General features: G+C 52.8%; 13 protein-coding genes. 8 read left to right on the forward strand and 5 right to left on the reverse strand.

Annotated features, from left to right (window positions below):
• Nucleotides 1–331 precede the first annotated feature (331 nt).
• The gene (gene mgtA / locus SH527x_RS00575; RefSeq protein ID WP_437192712.1) at nt 332–2,878 is read left to right on the forward strand and encodes a magnesium-translocating P-type ATPase; all 2,547 of its coding nucleotides are present in this window, start codon (nt 332–334) and stop codon (nt 2,876–2,878) included.
• Nucleotides 2,879–3,021: 143 nt separating this feature from the next.
• On the opposite strand, the gene SH527x_RS00580 is transcribed toward mgtA, so the two are convergent.
• Complete coding sequence (locus tag SH527x_RS00580; RefSeq protein WP_437192713.1) at nt 3,022–4,482, reverse strand: DUF1501 domain-containing protein; 1,461 nt, start codon at nt 4,480–4,482, stop codon at nt 3,022–3,024.
• An 81-nt stretch (nt 4,483–4,563) separates the two neighbouring features.
• The gene (locus SH527x_RS00585) at nt 4,564–7,731 is read right to left on the reverse strand and encodes a PSD1 and planctomycete cytochrome C domain-containing protein (RefSeq protein WP_437192714.1); all 3,168 of its coding nucleotides are present in this window, start codon (nt 7,729–7,731) and stop codon (nt 4,564–4,566) included.
• A gap of 820 nt (nt 7,732–8,551) precedes the next feature.
• Between SH527x_RS00585 and SH527x_RS00590 the strand changes: the two genes are divergently transcribed.
• The 4 genes from SH527x_RS00590 to SH527x_RS00605 all read left to right on the forward strand — a co-directional run bounded on the left by SH527x_RS00590 (nt 8,552) and on the right by SH527x_RS00605 (nt 11,840).
• Nucleotides 8,552–9,556 carry a DUF1559 domain-containing protein gene (locus tag SH527x_RS00590; RefSeq protein WP_437192715.1) on the forward strand — a complete coding sequence of 335 codons (1,005 nt, stop codon included), beginning with the start codon at nt 8,552–8,554 and terminating at the stop codon, nt 9,554–9,556.
• A 271-nt stretch (nt 9,557–9,827) separates the two neighbouring features.
• A complete protein-coding gene (locus SH527x_RS00595; RefSeq protein WP_437192716.1) occupies nt 9,828–10,250 on the forward strand; it encodes a hypothetical protein in 423 nt (140 codons plus the stop codon).
• Between the two features lie 76 nt (nt 10,251–10,326).
• A complete protein-coding gene (locus SH527x_RS00600; RefSeq protein WP_437192717.1) occupies nt 10,327–11,304 on the forward strand; it encodes a DUF1559 domain-containing protein in 978 nt (325 codons plus the stop codon).
• Nucleotides 11,305–11,420: 116 nt separating this feature from the next.
• A complete protein-coding gene (locus SH527x_RS00605; protein WP_437192718.1) occupies nt 11,421–11,840 on the forward strand; it encodes a hypothetical protein in 420 nt (139 codons plus the stop codon).
• A gap of 112 nt (nt 11,841–11,952) precedes the next feature.
• Here the strand turns inward: SH527x_RS00605 and SH527x_RS00610 are convergent, their stop codons facing one another.
• A complete protein-coding gene (locus SH527x_RS00610; protein WP_437192719.1) occupies nt 11,953–14,202 on the reverse strand; it encodes an alanine/glycine:cation symporter family protein in 2,250 nt (749 codons plus the stop codon).
• Between the two features lie 497 nt (nt 14,203–14,699).
• On the opposite strand from SH527x_RS00610, the gene rlmB reads away from it, so the two are divergent.
• Complete coding sequence (rlmB, locus tag SH527x_RS00615; RefSeq protein ID WP_437192720.1) at nt 14,700–15,509, forward strand: 23S rRNA (guanosine(2251)-2'-O)-methyltransferase RlmB; 810 nt, start codon at nt 14,700–14,702, stop codon at nt 15,507–15,509.
• Nucleotides 15,510–15,563: 54 nt separating this feature from the next.
• Here the strand turns inward: rlmB and cysK are convergent, their stop codons facing one another.
• Nucleotides 15,564–16,496, reverse strand: a complete 933-nt coding sequence (gene cysK, locus SH527x_RS00620) for a cysteine synthase A (protein WP_437192721.1) — start codon at nt 16,494–16,496, stop codon at nt 15,564–15,566.
• A gap of 433 nt (nt 16,497–16,929) precedes the next feature.
• Here cysK and SH527x_RS00625 point away from each other — a divergent pair, with 433 nt between their 5' ends.
• Nucleotides 16,930–17,892, forward strand: a complete 963-nt coding sequence (locus SH527x_RS00625; RefSeq protein WP_437192722.1) for a hypothetical protein — start codon at nt 16,930–16,932, stop codon at nt 17,890–17,892.
• A gap of 104 nt (nt 17,893–17,996) precedes the next feature.
• Here the strand turns inward: SH527x_RS00625 and SH527x_RS00630 are convergent, their stop codons facing one another.
• Nucleotides 17,997–18,785 carry a metal-dependent hydrolase gene (locus SH527x_RS00630; RefSeq protein ID WP_437192723.1) on the reverse strand — a complete coding sequence of 263 codons (789 nt, stop codon included), beginning with the start codon at nt 18,783–18,785 and terminating at the stop codon, nt 17,997–17,999.
• A gap of 686 nt (nt 18,786–19,471) precedes the next feature.
• Between SH527x_RS00630 and SH527x_RS00635 the strand changes: the two genes are divergently transcribed.
• The gene (locus SH527x_RS00635; RefSeq protein WP_437192724.1) at nt 19,472–21,055 is read left to right on the forward strand and encodes a lipopolysaccharide biosynthesis protein; all 1,584 of its coding nucleotides are present in this window, start codon (nt 19,472–19,474) and stop codon (nt 21,053–21,055) included.
• Nucleotides 21,056–21,262: the final 207 nt, after the last annotated feature.

Raw genomic sequence — 21,262 nt, forward strand, 5'->3', positions numbered from 1 at the left:
CATGGGGACAGGAACAACGACAAAGAAGACAAGCTGGATTGGTTCTCCCTGCGGCGTCGATTGAGAGGTCTTTGCTTCGAACCGCAACCTGCTTCCTGTCGTCTCATCACTGCATTAAACCGATGGCTGCGGTTCAAGATTTCTTGCTATCCCACCGTTTTAATATATTGCTCATATTGCGAACGGGTGCTTTTAGAGTATTTTCAGAAATCATGCAGCGTATCTGGCACGTGGGATTCAGTCCTTCTCCTGTCGAGCAGGTTGCTGCGCGGCCACATGCGAGACCGAACCGGTCTCGTGAACGCAATCATCGCTCGCGAAGTGGAATTTTGTGGTTCCCAAAGATGTCACGCAATTCGCTAATCCCTGCAGGCTGGCATATGGTTCAGTCCCGATCCCGGCACTGCTGGCGGAATTGGACGTCACTCCGGCGGGTTTGACGAGTGAGGCTGCTGCTCATCGCCTTGCGGCGAAAGGCAGGCGGGCTGAGCCTGCAGCGAAATTCTGGCGAGCGTTGAAACTCTTTGCATCCCAATTTCGTAGTCCGATCACACTGATGCTCATTGCAGCGGCGATCGTGTCGATCTTTCTCGAGGATGTTACGGATGCTGGGATCATCCTGTTCATTGTGCTGTCCGGCGCCATCCTGGGCTTCTGGCAAGAATTCTCCGCGTCGAATGCGCTTGCGGCGTTGGCTTCAATGGTGACGACGCGTGTGACGGTCCTACGAGATGGCAAGCAAGTCAAGTTGCCGACAGAAAGTATCGTCCCAGGGGATATTCTACTGCTTTCCGCTGGCTCGACGATTCCTGGTGACTGCCGGTTGCTGGAATCACAAGACCTGTTCGTCAATGAATCGGCGTTAACAGGCGAGAGCTTTCCGGTGGAGAAACAGCCGGGCGAGCTGCCTTCCGATGTTCCGATGGCCGACCGGAAGAATGTGGTCTTTCAGGGCTCGCATGTGATCAGCGGCTCGACACGCGCTGTGGTGGTGCTCACTGGAGGTGAAACGGAACTGGGGAAAATCAGCCATCGCCTGCGGTTACGGTCCCCTGATACTGACTTTGAGCACGGCGTAAGGCGGTTCAGCTATTTTCTGATTGAAGTAACACTCCTGCTCGTGTTTGGAATTTTCGTCATTCATCTGGCGATGCGGCTTCCGGTGCTGGATACGCTGCTGTTCTCGCTCGCACTGGCAGTGGGACTCACTCCGCAATTGCTGCCGGCAGTGATTGCGGTGAATCTTGCCCAGGGAGCCCGACAACTGGCCTCCTGCAAGGTGATTGTGCGGCGACTGGCGTCCATCGAAGACTTTGGCAGTATGAATGTGCTTTGCTGCGACAAGACCGGCACATTGACTGAAGGAACAGTCCGTGTCGAGGCATGTGTCGATTTCGCGGGACAAGTTCATGAACGGGCCTTGCTGCTGGCGGGGTTGAATGCCGCGTTCGAGACCGGTTTCACCAATCCCATCGATGAGGCGTTGAAACGTCAGGTGTCCATTGACTCTGTCTCGGCCGAGAAGCTTGACGAGATTCCTTATGATTTTATCCGCAAGCGATTGAGCGTGCTGGTTCGTCTGGAAGACCGCCGCCTACTGATTGTAAAGGGAGCGCTCGCCAACGTTGTGAGTATCTGCACTCAGGCGGAGACGGCCGACGGGAAATTCATTGCTCTCGATCAAGTCCGCGACCAGATTGAACAGCGGTTCGAGGAACGAGGGAGAAAAGGCGAACGTGTGATTGCAGTCGCTTACCGGGAGATCGAAAATGATCGAGTGACACACGACGACGAATCGGAGTTGACGTTCGCTGGGATGCTGGTGCTTCAGGATCCTCCCCGGGAAGGGATTGACGAAACCATTGCACGGTTGCGAGAACTGGGAGTCGATCTGAAGATTGTCACCGGCGACAACCGCATCGTTGCAGCGAGCATCGCGACTCAAGTTGGTTTGGATGGAAAATCCCTGCTGACCGGGAGTGAACTCCGCAATTTGACGGACGAAGCCTTGATGCAGAGATCAGGAGAGACGAGTGTCTTTGCCGAAATTGAGCCGAACCAAAAGGAGCGGATCGTTCTTGCGCTCAAGCGGTCAGGACAGGTTGTCGGATACATGGGGGACGGGATCAACGATGCGACCGCACTGCACGCCGCTGACGTCGGAATTTCAGTGGATCAAGCGGTCGATGTCGCTAAGGAAGCCGCTGACATCATTCTGTTGGAGCACGACCTGAATGTCCTGATCGATGGGGTGAGGCAAGGTCGTGCCACTTTCGCCAACACGCTGAAATACATATTTCTGGCGACCAGTGCGAACTTTGGAAACATGTTGAGCATGGCGGGCGTGTCGCTCTTCCTTCCCTTCCTCCCGTTGTTACCGAAGCAAATTCTCTTGACGAATCTGCTGACCGACCTGCCGGAGATGACCATTGCTCGCGATCGAGTTGATCAGGTGCTTATGGATCAACCGCAGCGGTGGAACATCCAACTCATCCAGCGGTTCATGATCACGTTCGGGCTGCTCAGCTCCGTATTCGACTTCGCGACATTCGGGGTGTTGTTGTGGCTGCTCGATGCGGGCATGGACGAGTTTCGTACGGGCTGGTTCGTCGAGTCTGTTGTCTCAGCCTGTGTTGTTGTTCTTGTCGTCCGCAGCCGACAATCGCTCTGGAGCAGTCGCCCGGCAAGAGCACTTGTCATGATGACGCTACTGGTGATGACCATGACGATTCTGCTTCCCTATACACCGCTCGCCAAATGGCTGGGCTTCACCCCGCTTCCCCCGTTGTTTCTTGCGGCGATGTTGACGATTGTCGCAATCTATGCTGCATCGGCGGAGTTCGTGAAACGCTGGTTCTATCAGACTCTCATTCGCTGACCTCAGAAACGCAACGTGAAGTTGCCGGAGAGCGTACCTGCATGAAGTCTTGTTAGAGTGATGTTTCTTCCACTCAATGAAATAAAAAAGGGGTGACATTTCTGTGTCACCCCTTGAAGTTGCTCATTCCGAGAGAGCGTGGCTTACGAGATCATTGTCGGTTGAGTCAGGATCTCGCTGACAACCCGTGCTGCACGCTGGTTGGTGATCTGCTGCTCTTGTCCGTTGTGGCGATACAACAGTTTGCGGTAGTCGATGCCCAACTGATGCAGGATTGTCGCCTGAAAGTCATTCGGGGTCACAACATCTTTGACTGCTTTGTGACCGACTTCGTCTGTCTCTCCGAAGGTCATTCCAGGTTTGATTCCGCCGCCGGCCAGCCAGATGCTGAAGCCTTGGCCGTTGTGATCGCGGCCGACTTCTTTGAGCGCGCCGGTTCCTTCAGTGACTGGCAAACGACCGATTTCGCCTCCCCAGTGCACGATGGTGGAATCAAGTAACCCACGCTGTTTCAGGTCTTTGACCAACGCCGCACATGGCTGGTCTGTCTTGCGGCAGACATTAGGAAGGCCATTCAGCATGCCGGTGTGATTGTCCCACGGTTGTCCCCCATGGAACAGTTGCACGAACCGGACACCCCGTTCAACAAGGCGACGGGAGATCAGGCAGCGTGTGCCGTAATCTCGGGTTTCAGGTTTGTCGATTCCGTACATCTGCTGCGTCGCCTGAGTCTCTTTAGAGATGTCGAGAGCTTCGCGTGCGGAGACCTGCATTGCCGCTGCAAGTTCATAGCTGGCAATACGTGCTTCCAGATCGGCTTCACCGGGGTTCTTTTCCAGGTGGCGTCGATTAAGTGTTTGCAGCAGGTTCAGATTCTGAGCCTGAAGTGTTCCCTTCAAGTGCGGTGGAGCATCCAGATTCAGGATACGTGGTTCTTTGGGCCGCAGGACGGTTCCCTGAAACAGCGGTGGCATGAAGCCGTTTGACCAGTTGTGTGCCGCGTCAACAGGGGCTCCGCCTGGGTCAGTCAGCACCATGTATGCTGGCAGATTCTGGCTTTCTGATCCCAATCCATACACGATCCACGAACCGAGTGTGGGACGGCCGACGATTCCGGGAATTCCCCCATGGAAGTAACGAATTGAAACTTCATGTCCATTCGCGCCGGTGTGCATCGACCGGATAAGACAGACGTCGTCGACGATGCTGGCGAGGTGTGGGAGCAGTTCAGAGACCTCGGTTCCGCACTCCCCGTGCTTGGCAAACTTCCACGGACTTCCGAGCAGTTTCTTGCTGGCGCGATTCACGAAGCTGTACTGGATGTCGCCGCCATAGTCGGTGCCATCCAGCCGAGAGAGTTCCGGCTTTGGGTCGGTCAAATCCATGTGAGATGGACCGCCGTGCTGGAACAACGAAATCATCGCTGTTGCTTTGGCCGGGAAATGCGGCTTCTTCGGAGTCAGGTCGTAACTCTGAATATCCTTGGGGAGCTGCATCGGATTCGCAAGGAGATTCTCCTGATGCAACATCCAGGCAAGTGCGACGCCTCCGACACCCATGGTTGTCTGCGTCAGGAACTGTCGTCGTGTGAAGATTGGATTCATGTTGAGCTCGCAATTCGATCTACTGAATTCAGTAAGCCGCAGTGTGCTGAATCGATCGGATGTATCGTGTCATTCCCTGTACTACTCGAGATACAGGAACTCGTTTGATGTCAGTAAGGCCTGACAGACGTTGGCGAGAGCTTGTGTTGTCGTGTTGACCCCGGCTGGCAGTTCCCGTGGTTCGGTATTCATTTCAACAATCTGTTCATTCACAAACTGGGCTGCCAGTTTCAGTTCTTCGTTGGATGGTTCGCGGCAATAAGCGAATCGCCAGACCGCGGCCAGTTGCTCGTGAGTGATATTGGAAGTCGCTGACTCTGGGCCATGGAAATCCTTCATCGAGTTCCAGGTTCGAGTTTTGCCGTTCCCATCCTGCATATTGATGTCAACGATCCACTCGTATGAGTCTGCGTTCACATCGGCACGGCAGTCGGTGATGAAGTCGATGGTGTCACCTGCCTGAATCTTCAACTCGTTTACAGCAGTTGAGGCTTCGCTCTTGGCGGCAATCCATTCTCCGGCCTGCCCTGTTCGGCTGGAGACAATCCGCCCGCGAACACCATCTCCGTTCTCACTCGGGTGTTTGAGTTTCCCGGTGATCTTGATTGTTCCCGAAATCGGAGCGACCCAGCGCCGGATGGTTGCGAACTGTTCACCGGTGCCTGTGTGGCCGCCGCGAGCATGCACGAGTGACCAGCCAATCGTCGGGTCAGGTTTCTGCTTGCTTCCCTGCCACGTTCCCGACTCAAAGTGAGGATAAGGTGTGAATTGAACTGCTTTGTTCTCGTTCAGTCCACCAAATCCAAACTGCCACGGAGATCCCAGTGCTTTCTGGAATTCGGGGAGACCTGCAACGACCTGTGGAGCCAGTTTCGGAAGTTCAGTTCCCTGAATTCGTTTTGCCAGCGCAAGTGACTGATCAATCGCGAATGGACTGTTCATCAGCATGAGCGACTGAGTTGCAACGGTCGATGAAGAACGGCGTTCGCAGTTCACTGTCATGACCGGTGCGTCGAATGCTTGCAGCATGGAAATCGGAACACTACGCCGCTGCTGAATATAAAGACTGCGGCGATTGTTGGTCCCTTCGATCACTTCTTGTCCGTTGGGGTCGACCGTCACTGGAATAGATGGCCCGAACTGTTTGGTGTCGAGGTTGCCGGCGACGAAGTGGACGCGGTCTCGCACGATTTCTGCATCGAGACGAATGAGATTCCGACGCCAGTAATAATGGTTGCTGTCGTCAATGGCGCTCATTTGAGGATCACGCACCGAAGATTGGCGATAGGCAGTGGAGAGCATGATCGTGCGGTGCAACTGTTTCAGGTTCCAGCCACTCGACATGAACTCTGTGGCCAGCCAGTTCAGTAATTCCGGGTGAGTTGGAGATGATCCCAGTTTGCCAAATTCAGCTGGGGTCTCAACCAGTCCACGCCCGAAGTGATGCAGCCAGATCCGATTCGCCAGCACTCGGGCTGTGATTGGATTCTGGGCACTTGTCAGCCATTGTGCGAATGCGAGTCGGCGACCGGTTGTCGAAGCGCCTTCTGCTTTTACAGGGAATGCAACAAACGCATCTTCTGCACAGAGCACTGCTGGGGCAGCTGGAGTGACAGCCTGCTTTGGCTGGCGATAATCGCCGCGATGGAACAGGTGAGTTTCTGGATTGCTGCCGTTGGGTTCAACCAGAGCACGCACGAACTCTTCCTTCGGCTTGGTTGCTCGAAGTGCTGTGATCTTCTCCATGTCGGCTTTGAGTTCGTCAGCCGCCTTCTGGTTGTACTGATACAGATTTCCCCGAGTGATTTTCACACTCGGATGCTTGTCCAGCAGTGCTTTCTGTTCCGGGGTTTTGTCTTTGTCTGCAGTCTTGTAAGCCGCTTTCAGTGCCTCGCGCAGACTTTCATCATGTTTGAGAAGCTCTTTCTCAAGAGCGTCATCCATGAACCCTTGCTCTTTCACAGCGCGTGCGTCAACCAGCACTTTCGCTTCTGCTTCGATCTTGGCCGCAGCATCGCGATCTGTCTGCGTGTAGAGAGAGACCAGTCGTTGCGGTGGTGTCTTCCACTTCTTGTAGTCGAGAGCTGGTTCGAACACGGCTCGCATTGCAAAGTAGTCTGTGTGCGAGATCGGGTCGTACCGGTGATCGTGGCATTGAGCACAAGCGACGCTCATCCCCAGAAGCGATGTTGAGACGATCTGCAACGTGTCGGCGATGACTTGATTTCTGGCTTCTTCAGTGTTCTCTCCACTGCCCGTTCCATCAGCTGCCATTCGAAGGAAGCCGGTGGCGGTGATGAGATCGATCTGTTCCGGGGTCAAGTCCCCTTTTTGTGGACCAGCGAGTTCATCTCCAGCGAGCTGTTCGTGAAGAAAACGGTCGAATGGTTTGTTCTCGTTGAATGCACGAATGACATAGTCGCGATAACGGTATGACCAGTTACGAACAGTGTCAGCTGTCGTGCGTCCTTCGGAATCAGCATAGCCGGCGATATCCAGCCAGTGGCGTCCCCAGCGTTCTCCGTAATGAGGAGATGCCAGCATCGCGTCGACCATCCGCTCGTAGGCGTCAGGTGAATTGTCAGCGACGTACTGCTGAATCTGCTCTGCGGTTGGCGGCAGTCCTGTCAGCGTAAACGAGACTCGAAGAATCTCTGTGCTTTTGTCTGTGTCTGGAGAGAACTTCAAGCCAGCAGGCATCGCCTTCAACAGAAGTGCGTCGATCGGAGTTCGGACGCGTGCTTCAGCTGGGAATGCGGGAATCTCTGGACGCTGAAGCGGTTGATAGGCCCACCAGGCGCGTTCTTCCGGGAGGATTGGCAGCCCGGGGCCGATGGTCTCTGGCTCTTGTCGAGCAGTTGGAGCACCAGCTGCGATCCATTCTTTCAGAATCTTGATTTCTGCGGCGGAGACTTTTCCTTCCCCCGGCGGCATATCTCCGCTTTCGACTCTCTGGATCAGCAGACTTTCGTCTGGCTTCCCTGGAACGAGTGCTGTCCCGGAATCTCCCCCCTTCTGGAGGAAACGGACCAGGCGGAGGTCGAGCGAACCTTCGTGCGTTTCAGTTGCCCCGTGACAGTCCAGACAGTGAGCCCGCAAAATTGGGCGAATGTCTTTTTCAAATGTCAGCGACGTTTTGGGCGAGGCCGAATCCGCGAAGCCTGTCGACTCGAACAGCCCTACGGTGGAAGCGATGGCTGCAATTCCAAAGAACCAGTTCAGGAGTTGCCGTGGGATCGATGTTGGCATCTGTCACCTGTTTGGGGCTGGACTTGTCTGTGTGTCCGAAGGTGAAGCGGTCGAGGGAAGTACCTGGAGGCGGGGTTCGTCAATTTTGGGCGACGAAACGTAATCTGGCAATGGTTTCGAGCATTTCATCTTATGAGATCTCAACTCAGGAACATAGTGAAACTTGCGTTTCTTTTGATGTGAGCAAGAGAAGTCGCCCTCAGGGTACGGGTTTGCGGGGAGTGTTTCAGAGGAATTCGGCGGAGTCTCAGTGCGACGGATAAGAGCACGTGATTGTGAATGATTCCGTCTTGCTGTATTGTGTGTTTCGAATGAAGGTACTAGTCCGATGAGATTAGGTCACATCTCCTGTGTGTTTGCTGTGATCGATCGGTAGGCACTTCTGTTGCGTGTTTGGGTGTTTGCGGCTTTGGATTTCACAGATTGTGGTGGTTTTATCGCCTTCCTTCAGTGTGCTTGTGTTTTGTAAGGCCTTTTATATGTGTTGGTTACGTTCTTCTTTTTGTGAAGTTTTGAAAAGCGCAATGTGAAGAGTGATTCCGTCCTTCGGGAGTGCCACGATGATGTGCGGCGGTGCTTCTCTTTTATGCAGATGGTACGAAGAGCGGAATTTTTGAAGTCACTTTGGATTTTATTGACGTGCGAATAATGCGTGTTTGCTTTTGACTTTAGGTGCCCGCGACCGCCTGTGATTATGGCGCGTTGGGGACGGAGGGCGATCGTTTCGGCATGGGAGATGCAGATTGCCGGCGCCCAGAGTGTGTTGTTTTCCTTTTGTGTTTGAATGCGGGCCAAGTTTGCTGAAGTGACTGGAGGTTTTATGCGCTCAAAATCAGGTTTCACTTTGATTGAACTGTTGGTGGTGATTGCCATCATCGCCATCCTCATCGCACTGCTGTTACCGGCAGTTCAGCAGGCGCGGGAAGCGGCTCGCCGATCTCAGTGCAAGAACAACATGAAGCAGATCGGGTTGGCTCTTCACAATTACCATGATGTTTACAACACCTTCCCGATCGGGGCGCAAGCTCCATTTTTTAGGCCAAACTGGCGCGTCGGAATCCTTCCGTTTCTGGAGCAGACAGCTCTGTACAACAGGCTGACTCAGGCACAGCCGACCGCTCTCGATGGATTTGCTGGTAAGAGAAACGACGCAATTGCCTTGGGGACGTATGGAGCGAACTTCGGTGTGCTTGCAGGGTTGAAGATTGACGTCTATGCCTGTCCTTCTTCGGCGCTTTCTTCAAACAACAATGGAACGACCCCAGCCAGCAACAACGCCCAAAACGGACAAACTCACGACTACGTGGGAGTGATGGGATTCTATCCAGATCCAGCAGGCCGCACTGGTCAGTGCTCGACGGCAGTTGAATCCGCTCGCGGAGCTCCTTGTGAGAACGGAATGCTGTATTTCAATGGACATACAAGCATGCGTGATGCAACCGACGGAACTTCAAACACCTTGGTCGTTTCTGAGCAATCAGGGATGGTTGACAAGCAAGATTTTCGAACAAACTATCAAGGGGGATGGGGCGGATTTCATACGAGCGTCACGGCTCGGCCAGGGACGATTTCGGATGCGAATCTCTTCGCAACCGGGATCACGACCCTGCGTCACGCGATCAATCTCGATGTTCCAACTGCAAATTTGCCTGCTGGAACAACTCAGATGTATAGCTATAACACCATCGTGAACTCATTTCACACTGGTGGAATTCACGCATTGTTAGGGGATGGCTCTGTCCGCTTCCTGAGCCAGAACATGGCACGAGAAACTCTCGGTCGACTCGGCTGCAAGAATGACGGGCTGGTGATCGGAGAATTCTAAACCAGCGCGGTGGCGTGATGCTTTCGTGAGGCCGTCGCACGTGACGACTGCCTCTTTTGTGCTCCGCCCTTCTTTGTGATGTCGCAGATCCAGCACGTCTTACGGCGTCTGTCCTCCATTCTTAATGGTCTAGGCGGAAACTGGTGGCATTGCCGATTCGCCGCTGCGACTAAGTCAAGATGATCGCCGATTTAGTCTGTGTTGAGTTTATAGGTCTGCTAGTTCATCCCTTTTTGCCTATTGGCAAAGTTTATCAGCAGGATTTAAGCAAATGTTATCTACGACACTGGTCCGCCGTGCCCTGCTCTCACTGGTTATCTGTGTAGTCGGAGTGAGCGGGTGTCTGGGGAGAAGTGACCGTGGAATCCCCAAAGGGAAGATTGAAGGAACAGTCACTTACAAGGGGACTCCTGTCAGCGAAGGGCGAGTTTTCTTGTCTTCGCCAACAACCGGAATCGCTATCGCGATGAATCTGGATGAGAGTGGCAAGTTTCAGATGAGTGAAGGTCTCGAAGTGGGATCATATGAGGTGAATATTACTCCACCATTGGTGGAAGAAGTTGCCGGGGCACCCACGACGACGAAGCCCAAGGACTACCCAAACATTCCTAAGAAATATCGTACAAGTTCCACCAGCGGATTCACTGCCGAAGTTGTGAAGGGAAACAATACGTTTACTTTTGCAATGGAGTAGTGGCTGCCGCTTCTTCTGCTGGTTTCGCATCCTATGTTGTACTTTTGATACTCCGTGCTTTGTTAAAGGTGTGCAGGTGAAGAGAAGATCAGCGTTTACGCTTATTGAGTTGCTGGTGGTGATTGCCATTATCGCGATCCTGATTGCACTGCTGCTTCCAGCGGTTCAGCAGGCGCGTGAAGCGGCTCGGCGATCTCAGTGCAAGAATAATTTGAAGCAAATTGGATTAGCGCTTCATAACTACCATGATGTTTACAATGCCTTTCCGATTGGTGGAACTACTGGAGGAAGAGGTTGTAACTGGCGAGTACGCATTCTTCCCTATATTGAACAGGTGAATGCTTATAATCAGATTAGTTTCTCTGGTGGTTTCTATGGCCATGAACCTGTATTTCAGAATGTTCTGAAAACTCTCCGTGTTGACGCCTTTCATTGCCCATCGAGTATTTTTTCGATGACAGGCGATGCTGCATCTTCAGCCAATTCTGGTGGAAGTCAGTTGATTCAGTATGTGGGGATCTCAGGCGCATATTCAGACCCTGCTGGTCGAGATTCAACGGTTTGTTCACCGGACAACGTGGTGCAAGGCGGGACTTACTGTGATAATGGAACGTTCGTGACGTATCGCTCGAAGAGAATGACTGATCTCACGGACGGAACTTCAAATGTGATGATCGTTGCGGAGCAGTCCGGGCAGGTGAACGGTCTCCAGCTTTCTGCGAATCCACTTGGGGGATGGCACGGAACAGTTCTGAATACCGGTAGCAGCAGTGGCATCATTTTCATGTTTGCCAGGGAGATTATTACAAGTAATGGCTATACCGGCGGAATGACGACGATCCGTCATCCGATTAATGCCTTCTGGAAATCCGGAGCTCTTAGCAGCGCAAACAGTCTCTATGAAGTGAACTATGTTATCAACTCGTTCCATACAGGCGGAACTCATGCCGTCTTTGGTGACGGTTCTGTTCGATTTCTGGCGGAAAATATGAGCATGGAGACGCTGCGACGTCTTGGTGCGGTTGATGATGGCACCGTCGTGGGTGAGTTCTAGACCTAAGTTTGTTTCAGGTTAATGAATCTCATTAGGCCTGCTTCGCAGAGGACTCAATCGCGTTACGTTCTCGTTGCTATCGTTTTTTAACAGATTTAGTTGATCAAGAGGTCCGGATGTTTCTCGGTGCAGTTCGTACACTGGTGTGTTTAACCGCTGTGAGTGTCTTAGGTCTGGGGGTTTCGGGGTGCGGCAGTCAGCCACGTTCAGGGATTCCTCGCTCCGACGTTGTTCTGAAACTTTCAGACGGTGAGAAGCCGCTGACGGTCGGGATTGTTGACCTCAATAATTCAGACACAGGAGAAGGGGGCGGAGGTGCCATCGATGCAACTGGAGTGGTGAAGATTCAGGGAGTCGCTCACGGCGAATATATCGTTACGATTCTTCCTCCATCTCCTGAAGGGCCAGAGGGAAAACTCCCAGCGAACGCCAAAGACTTCAAAGTGTCGAAGAAGTTCAGCAGCACGAAAACCAGCCCTCTCAAGGTCGTTGTCGACGAAAAGAACAATACCTTCGATCTTAAAGTTGCCGAATAGTTCTGGTCGCCCGGCGTACCACTGCATTGATGAATGAGAAGCGGGCCCTGTTGAATCTCAACAGGGCCCGCTTTTATTTTAGCTATAAAGTTATCCCAACTTCGGGCTCAACTTACGCTGTCGGGGACGCTTCGTCCGCGGTCTCCAACTCGCCTGCTTTATAGCGAGCCCAGTAATTCTGGAGATCTTTCTTGATTCGAGGACCAAGAAGATAGAGCCCGATGATGTTTGGGAAACTGATTCCCAGCAGCATCATATCCGAGAAATCGAGGACGCTTCCGAGGTTCACGACTGAACCCAGCACGACGCAGGCCAGCATCAATGTCTTGTAGATGACAGTGGAACGTGCTCCAAACAGGTAGACCCAGGAGCGTTCGCCATAGTAGCCCCAGGAAATGATTGTCGAATACGCAAAGAGTGTGACTGCAACGGCGAGAACAATCGGGAACCAACTGACTTCTTCCTGAAACGCACGTGATGTCAATGCGGCGCCCTTCAGGCCTTGTTCTACGACCCATTTGTCATTGTCCCATGCGCCTGTGATGAGAATCACCAGAGCCGTCATTGAACAGATGACGATGGTATCGATGAATGGTTCAAGCATGGCGACACAGCCTTGGCTGATCGGTTCGCCTGTTCGAGCGGCACTGTGTGCAATCGGGGAGCTGCCGACACCGGCTTCATTGCTGAAAGCAGCACGTTGAACCCCAACGACCATCACTCCGAGGATTCCTCCGCCAATCGCTTTTCCTGAAAATGCTTCAGTGAAGACCTGTACGATGACGGATGGGATCTGGTCAAAGTGCATGCAGATGATGTACGTGCAAGCGGAGATATAAAGGAGGCACATTCCTGGGACGAGTTTGTCCGCTGCTGCACCAATCCGCTTGATTCCCCCCAGGACAACGACTCCAACACAGAAAGCGAGAACGATGCCGAAGCCAAGTTTGAACTGGAGTTCAAACTGTGACATCTTCTTCTGATGCGCATTTTTCTGCGTCAGCAACTCATTGAGTTTCGCCAGATCCCCTGCTTCGGCCGCTTCTTTCGCAGCGTTTTGCAGTGCTGCCATTTCTTCGTACTGGCTGTGCTGGAAAACGTGCAGGACCGCACTACCAGACTGGTTCGCCTGCAGCATGTTGCCACCCCCAAAACTCCCCATGATGCACATGATGGAGAAGAGAATGGAAAGCGCTACCCCGAGCGGTGCCAGTGCAGTCCCGGCAAGCCCCTCCTTCAGATAACGCATCGGGCCACCGAGAACAGTGCCGTCTTTGTCGATGTAGCGGTACTTCACCCCCAATGTACATTCAACGAATTTCAGGCTCATCCCAAGAAATGCAGAAATCAACATCCAGAAGAACGCACCTGGGCCCCCAATTGTCATTGCAATTGTGACACCGGCGATATTGCCAAGTCCCACTGTTCCGGAGAGAGCGGAACTGAGTGCCTGAAAGTGTGACACTTCGCCAGGGCCCGGTACTTTGTCGTATCGGCCTCGCAGGACGTCCACTGCGTGCTTCATCCCACGAAGGTTGAAGAATCCCATATAGAAGGTGAAGTAGATCCCGGCAGCAAACAGCCATGCAACAATCAGGGGGATTCCACCGACCTGCTCTGTTGAAAGAACATCGTTCAGGCTCTGGCTGCCACTCCCTGTTCCGATCTCTCCCGTTTGTGCCCAAACCTCAACAACCGAAAGTGGAACCGTGGTCTCGGTTGGAAGATTTCGTTTTGCGGCCAGTTTGCGGAACTGATTCTGATCAGGTTCATACGTGAGTTTGTCGCCGTACTTGATTGAATGGTCGCTTTTCTCATCCTGCTTGATGGTGACATACTCAATCGGCCGATCTCCGATTTTCCCCAATCGGTAAAGCTCTGGATGGCCGTCGATCACCATCCCCGGGGTGAGTTTTCCTTCTACTGAGAGCAGTTCCAACTGCGTCGAGTCCAGCGCATTCGCAGGATAGTCGTTACCGGAATTCAACTTTGTGAATGGACCATCGGTTCCTCGGTCTCGGATGAATTGAACTTTGGGTTCGTAAAGAACAAATTGACGCTCAACTCTTCCGATGCGGTAGAACAGGACTCGATCAATTTCCGTCACGATTCCTTCGAAGTATTCGTCAATCTTTTCAAAGGTGGACGGTGATGGCGGATCGTCCGTGATTGTTGGCGTTTCGACCGTCGGAGCGATAGTCGACTCTTTTATTGGAAGATCTTGCGCAATGGCATGTGACCCACCGATGGTGAAGATCGTGACTGTCACTGTGATGGCGATCAGATGAGCGAGCGACCAGTGAGGGCTACGGAAAAGACGGAGGCCGCACTGAGAGTTTTCGTTGTGCACAATATTAGGCATGAGGTTCTTTCAGGGGCGGGAAGTCAAACTTCGGTGTCATCGAGACAGAAGCGGACATTCGTCCATCCTGAGCCTGCGGGGCCGGTCTGCTTGAGCGGGCAAAACGCAGGCGTGATCAGGCTGAATTCGAGACGAAGGCCATTATCAACCGATTTTGATAGGAAGAGTATATGGAGGCTGCTGAGTGACCGCGAGAGTTCTCGTTGGGGAAAACTGCTGAATTTTGCATCGCTTTTCGATTTTTTCGCAACATGTCGGTGTCGGTTTACGTGCGAGGCGTCGAGTCTGAGTGTCCGCACAGCTTTTACTCTTCTGCCAGATACCGACTGGTTCGGTTCCGTCTGTCATGAGGCTGAGCAGCAGCCTGTTTGCCAGATACACGTCACTTCCCGAGTGACAGGAAGACCGCAGGAACATTTCTGGATATGCTTGAGGCGGAACCGTTGGTTTCTGCCACGCGTGTGGCAACGTATTGGGTTCTCTTGGAGAGATTCAGAGTGGTTGGCAAGAAGAAAAAGAGTCGGGCACATTCACAGGAACTGATGGGGGGCCATCAGAAGTGCTGGCTGTGGGGGCGTCACGCCGTGATGGAGACTCTCCGTGCGCGTCATTGGGCGCCAATTGAAGTCTATTGGGACCCGACCGTTCTGACGAAAGAGATGGAATCGGAACTGTTTTCGATCATCCGCCGGACGAATATCCTCTCCGTCGAAGCGACTTCAGAGGAAATGAAGCGATTCTGCGGATCAGGAGACCATCAGGGACTCATGGCAAAGATGCCGCCCTATCCTTATCTCCAGATTGATCAGGTGCTCAAGCGGTTAAAACCTGAAAGCATTGTTCTGGTGTTATGCGGGATACAGGATCCATTCAATTTTGGCTCGATTCTGCGATCCGCCGATATGTTGGGCGTCTCGACCGTAATCCTGCCCTCCTCTGGTCAGGCTCAGGTCTCCTCGCACGTTGTCCGCAGCTCCGTGGGGGCTGTGAATTATCTCGACCTGGTTCAGGTGGACGATCTTGAGGAAGCCTGCCGTCAGCTGAAAGCATCAGGCTTTCAATTGAGTGCAGCAACGGAACACGCGGACGTTGCACCTGCGTCGGTCGATCTGACTCAGGGTGTGGCGATGTTGATTGGAAACGAAGGGACCGGGGTGCCGACTCCCCTGCTTGCTCTCTCTGATCACCAGGTGGCGATTCCGCAGAAAGGACACGTAGGCTCATTGAACGCGGCGGTCGCTGCTGGCATTCTGTGTTATGAGATTCAACGGCAGCGCAATGAAAAAGCAGCCTCAACCCGGAGTTGAACTCTGGACTGAGGCTGCCTGATCCGATGGCCTGATACCAATACGTTATCAGTATTACTCTCTGACTGAGTCAAAAAGTGCGGTCGACAGGTAACGTTCGCCGGCATCTGGAAGAATCACAACGATGGTCTTGCCTTCGCTGCTCGGGCGGGCGGCAACTTTCAGTGCGGCGGCCATTGCAGCCCCGCAACTGATTCCGCACGAAATCCCCTCTTCACGGGCGATACGTGGAGCCATCTGAAACGCTTCTTCGTCAGTCACCTGCACGACTTCGTCGACCATGCTGGTGTCGAGCGTTTCTGGAACGAACCCGGCACCAATTCCTTGAATTTTATGTTTCCCAGGGGCACCGCCAGAGAGGACCGGGCTGCCTGATGGTTCGACTGCGATTGAATAGAGTGCTTTGTTCTTGTCTTTCTTGAAGAACCATGAGATCCCGGTGATTGTTCCGCCGGTTCCCACGCCGGAAATCAGAATGTCGACATTGCCGTCGGTATCCGCCCAGATTTCCGGTCCAGTTGTTCGTTGGTGAACTTCCGGGTTGGCTGGATTCTTGAACTGCTGAGGCATGTAGAAACTTGGCTGAGCGGCCAGCTCTTCTGCCTTGCGGATGGCCCCCTTCATTCCGTCAGCACCCGGGGTCAGCACGAGAGATGCTCCGAACGATTTGAGCATCATGCGACGCTCAACAGACATGGTGTCCGGCATCGTCAGGATCAATGGGTACCCTTTGGCGGCACAAACAAATGCCAGCGCGATCCCGGTGTTACCACTGGTCGGTTCGACGACCGACATCCCTGGTTTCAACAAACCTCGTTGTTCGGCATCAGCGATCATGTTCGCGCCGATTCGGCACTTCACTGAAAATGCCGGATTCCGACCTTCCACTTTGGCAAGGACGGTTGCTTTCAGACCTTTGGTCAGGTGGTTGATTTTGACGAGCGGCGTGCGGCCAATTGACTCCGCATTGTCTTTGAAAATCGGCATTTTAAAAAATCTCCATCCTGGGCTGCTGCAACAGATATCCGTGAATCAACGACATGCCAAGTCGATTATGTTCGAAAATGGGTGGACTGAGCAAGCTTTTTTAGTTGTTCCCATTATTCCAGTCGAGGTCGAGCGGTTTGAACTCCCTGACCATTTCGATTCAGCCGGTCGTTCTGAATTTGTCGATTCTATTAAAGAGAACAGTTTGCACGGTCGTTTGGCGGCACTGCAGCCAAATTGATTGACGAAAAATCGAAATCTGTGCGGCAGATTCCGGCAAACCAAATGAATATGGCCTGATGATGCAAGGGCTCGACAGGGAGAACAACCTCTCCTGAATCGTCGATCTCTGGCGTTGTTGGTCCACCGCGAAACAGGGGGGCATTCGGCACTTCTTGCCGGATGCTGGGTCGCGTGGTCTGAGGGGGAACTCATGCAGCGCTCTTACGTGCGCGGATGGACATTGTCCGTCCCAGTTGTTGTCGCGTGCGCCTGGATTGGCATACCGTCTGTTGTTGTGGCTCAGCCCAACGCAGCCGCGGAATCGGTGATTCCATTTAATGAGCTTGCCGGTAAAGACAAAGCTGTCGCTGCTGATATCGTTGAACCTGGAGACTCCAGTCGACGGTCGAGGCAGGATGCGCTTGCCGAATTACCGATGAGCAAGATGTCGCCCGGCTCTCAGAAGATCGTTCAGGAAGTTGTTGGCAACCTGAGTCTGTTTCGCCGACTTCCTAAAGTTGCCATCAAGACTGATCGGCGAACTTACGACCACTTCATTCAACATCCGGACGTGGCTGTCAGTATCTGGCGGGCAATGGAAATCTCTCGTGTCCAACTGAGCGAAACCGGCCCAGCGAGTTATCAGACAGACACCAAAGATGGGACAGCCGGAACAGTCGAAGTTCTTTATCGGACTGCGGACAGTTGCCTGATCCTCTGTCATGGACAGCTCAATGGGCATGGTCTGCCGAAGCCGATTCAGGCACGTGCCTTGATGCACTTGCAGCCTCGATTGACCGGAGAAAATCAGCTGACACATACGTGCGATCTGTTCGTCAGTTTTCCGTCAAACGCTGTCGAGGCGATTGCCAAGCTGGTTGCTCCAATGAGTTTCAAGATTGCAGACAAGAACTTCGAAGAAATCAGTCTGTTCGTCTCTCTGATGAGCAATGCCATGGTCGTTCAGCCAGGTTGGGTAGAACAACTCGCAATGCGACTGGATGGAGTGTCACCAGAGCGGAAGAACTCCCTGCGAAATGTGACCGCACAAGTCTATGTGGAAGCAGAACGTCGTCGCCTGAGTGCCTTGGGACGCCCTGTCACACTGGAAGCGTTGATGCCTCCGGTTGCAGAAAAAACCGCAGTGCAACCGACCGGCGGAGTGAAAAGATAGGTCGCCGCAGACCCGCAAGAGTTCTGATCACCCTGAACTGATTGCCCTGCCCTGATCAGTCGAGTCAAACGAGAGTGAACCGTTCAACGCGGTTCGCTCTTTTTCTATTTGAATGGGGGCGCGTCTTTCAGTTCGTCTTCAGGAATCGCCGCTTGCTTCACGATCGGGGCTGTGGAAGTCTCTTTCTTCCTTCTACGCCTTGGTGCCTTCTCATCTGCGATTCGAGTGGCTTCTTCCTGAACAGGTGGACCGATGATCCCTGACTGCTCACCGACAAAGAAAGTGGTGACCAGCAGTAATCCCCAGGTGAAAATCGTTGGCCCAAGGTTGGCGCTTCCCCATTTCAACGCCGTTCCGAATGACTTTTTCAATTTCGGGATCGGGCCATTCCAGCCAACCGAATAAACTTCATCGAGCATCAGGTGTGAGAGGAACCCCAGCGCGACTCCCCCGCCCATCAACAATTTGACGAACGGGTCAGGGTTCGGGTAGACAAGATAAATGATCTCGGCAGCGATCATCATTGCCGGCAAACTATGGAACATTCCTCGATGGACGCTGACTTTGGTAAGGAGCGTCGCCAATCCATAGCGAATGAGGACATACATGCCGATCATCAGCAGGATCATCACCTCGGTCGTTGCTGGCAACTGACTCCACTTCAGCACGTGCCCGACCATCACCAGCGGAACGATTGAGGCAGTGAGTGAGAAGATTTCCTGACCCGGTCGTGCGGTTGGACTGTCCAGATCAGGCAGCATTCCCCCGATGCCTGTCAACACGCCAGCAACGGCAGCTTCTGCCGGTGTATAGCCTAGAGCCATTCCGGAAATGGCACCAAAGCCGATTCCGAGCATGCTGCTGACGGTAATGTGTTCACGAAACGATGCCATGCGTCCTCCATGACGCGGTGACGATCTCGCAATAAGGCGAGCGGTGATTTGAGTTGTAAAGGGTTTTGGGAGAGTGGTTTATGTTGGTTTGTTTGTTTTGGAGATGGGGCTGGCTCGAAGAGTGTTGGGGGAATTTCAATCGAGTGAAGGGGCCCGCCTTCTACCAGAAAATGCCACTTTACGGCAATATCCCTACCCCGCCGTGCGTCTGCGAACAGACAGCGAAAATGAGGGGGAGGCGTGCAGATCTCGGGGGAGAAATTCTGCCGACATGGTCATGTGGCGTCAGCAGCGTGAGCAGGTATGGTTGTGAGGAACCTTCGAAGCACGTTCGCACTGCTTGCGGATTGAATACGTGGCATTGGATTCGAGAACCTAATGATCTTCGCTGCCAAATAGCCCACAATTCGAGTCACACGCGAATAATGATATAAGCGTTTGCGAATTGGTTGAGAAAGTGACCCCAGCCTGCGAAATTAAGCTTCAGATCCGGCAATTTGGAGAACCTGTAGCGAAAAAGGAAACAGAGCTTGGCGATTTGGACTCTACCAGATTATCTTTGGAGTTTGGAATAACATAGAGAACGTTACTCCCGATCACTTCGAGAGAACGAAAAGATATTGATCAGTAATTTCGGTTGAGTTCTTTGGAAAAACCTTTGGGTTTGAATGAACTGATCACAGCTGATGGACGGACAATTGGCCAGACAGGATCGGACCGTTTTTAAAAGTGATGCCTCCGTAACGGAGGTCAATAGTAGTGACGAGTTGAATCGCTTTTCCACTGACAAAGTCCGAGCAGATCTCAAGCGTCACTCGATCCGTGGGGGGCTAACCACCCTTGGTTCGCAGGGAATTCTCTTTTTACTGCAAGCGACGCAGATTGTCGTTCTCTCACGGCTGCTCTCACCGTCCGACTTCGGCCTATTTGCCATGGTCACTGCTGTCACCGGATTCGCGATGACGTTTAAAGACGGCGGTCTCTCGATGGCCACAATTCAACGGGCGGAAATTACCCATGCTCAGATCTCATCGTTATTCTGGATCAACGTTCTGATCGGCCTATGCCTCGCTGCTATTGTGGCAAGTCTTGCTCCTGTGGTGGCATGGTTTTTTGGGGAGCCACGTCTTGTTGGACTGACGTTTGCGATCGCCTTCACATTTGTGCTGGCTGGAACCACAATACAGCATCAAGCTCTAATTCGCCGGGAAATGCGATTCGGAACATTGGCTGCCATTCAAGTGGTCTCTCTCACCTTGGCAGTCGTCGCCGCGATTGTTGCTGCTCGACTAGGAGCCGAATATTGGGCACTTGCAGTGATTCCCGTCGTCCAATCGCTCACGGAATCCATTACGACCTGGATTTGCAGTGGATGGGTTCCGGGCCCTTTTCGACGGGGGACCGGCATTCGGTCTATGCTCACATTTGGCGGGAATCTTACACTCGCCTCTTCGATTAACTATATCGGCTCAAATTTCGACAAAGTTGTCGTCGGAGTAGTGTTGGGACCAACGTTACTTGGCCTTTACGAACGGGCATATCGCCTAGTCACGCTTCCTCTGAGTCAAATTAACGGTCCCATTTCGGCTGTTGCTATTCCGTCCCTAAGCCGAATTGTCGAACAAACTGAACGCTATCGCGCAGCGTACCTTGAAACGATTCAAAAGATAATGGTAATCGTAGGAGTGGGCATTGCATTTGCAATCGCCTGTTCTGACTGGTTGGTCATTCTGACGCTCGGAAAGCAATGGGAGGAATCAGCGTCGATTTTCAGCATTATTGCAGTGGGGGCGCTGCTGCTGCCGGTTTGGAATTCAACAGGGTGGCTGTTCATCACGCAGGGAAGAATGAAGGAACATCTCGCTTTCCACCTCATTGATACTCCCCTCAAAATTGGCTTCACTCTCCTCGGAATCCAGTGGGGATTGGTCGGCGTATGTCTCTCTGTTGCGGTACGATACTATCTGACGATTCCAATTCTGTTTTGGTTCGTCGGGCGGCATGGACCTGTTCGTGCACGCGATTTTTATCGAGCGATGGCACTCCCCACGTGGGTCATTGCGTCAGTTCTAGCAACTGTTCACCTCTATCGATATTTTTTGCCACATCTAACTCCAGTCTCTTTTGCACTTCCAATGGGAATGGCCGTTTCGGTTGCTGCCGCAATCGGAAGTTTAATCGCACTTCCCTCCGGTCGGCGATTCCTGCGGAGCCTGCGACAAAACCTGAACGAAATCCTCGCCAGGAAAAAAAGTTCTATCCATGCCTGATTTTATTATCGTCGTTGATGACCCCAATCGCATCGACACTGCCCGAATTGAAAACGCATTACAGAACCGTCCAGGTGTTGAAGAACTCCCTGTTCGATCTTGGAAATTCCCTTGGGGGACAGTGAGCGTACAGCAATCTCGATGTTATGGCTATGAACCACTAGAACGACAGGGAGAACTTTACTTCTCTGTTGGACGTCCGCGAGT

The sequence above is a fragment of the Planctomicrobium limosum genome (assembly GCF_051465645.1).
Taxonomy (GTDB): Bacteria; Planctomycetota; Planctomycetia; order Planctomycetales; family Planctomycetaceae; genus Planctomicrobium.

What these genes read in the sequence shown, in the direction of transcription:
- SH527x_RS00580 (WP_437192713.1), bottom strand. Translation starts at nt 4,482, where the DNA reads ATGAATCCAATCTTCACACGACGACAGTTCCTGACGCAGACAACCATG.
- SH527x_RS00585 (WP_437192714.1), bottom strand. Translation starts at nt 7,731, where the DNA reads ATGCCAACATCGATCCCACGGCAACTCCTGAACTGGTTCTTTGGAATT.
- SH527x_RS00590 (WP_437192715.1), top strand. Translation starts at nt 8,552, where the DNA reads ATGCGCTCAAAATCAGGTTTCACTTTGATTGAACTGTTGGTGGTGATT.
- SH527x_RS00595 (WP_437192716.1), top strand. Translation starts at nt 9,828, where the DNA reads ATGTTATCTACGACACTGGTCCGCCGTGCCCTGCTCTCACTGGTTATC.
- SH527x_RS00605 (WP_437192718.1), top strand. Translation starts at nt 11,421, where the DNA reads ATGTTTCTCGGTGCAGTTCGTACACTGGTGTGTTTAACCGCTGTGAGT.
- SH527x_RS00610 (WP_437192719.1), bottom strand. Translation starts at nt 14,202, where the DNA reads ATGCCTAATATTGTGCACAACGAAAACTCTCAGTGCGGCCTCCGTCTT.
- cysK (WP_437192721.1), bottom strand. Translation starts at nt 16,496, where the DNA reads ATGCCGATTTTCAAAGACAATGCGGAGTCAATTGGCCGCACGCCGCTC.
- SH527x_RS00625 (WP_437192722.1), top strand. Translation starts at nt 16,930, where the DNA reads ATGCAGCGCTCTTACGTGCGCGGATGGACATTGTCCGTCCCAGTTGTT.
- SH527x_RS00630 (WP_437192723.1), bottom strand. Translation starts at nt 18,785, where the DNA reads ATGGCATCGTTTCGTGAACACATTACCGTCAGCAGCATGCTCGGAATC.
- SH527x_RS00635 (WP_437192724.1), top strand. Translation starts at nt 19,472, where the DNA reads ATGGACGGACAATTGGCCAGACAGGATCGGACCGTTTTTAAAAGTGAT.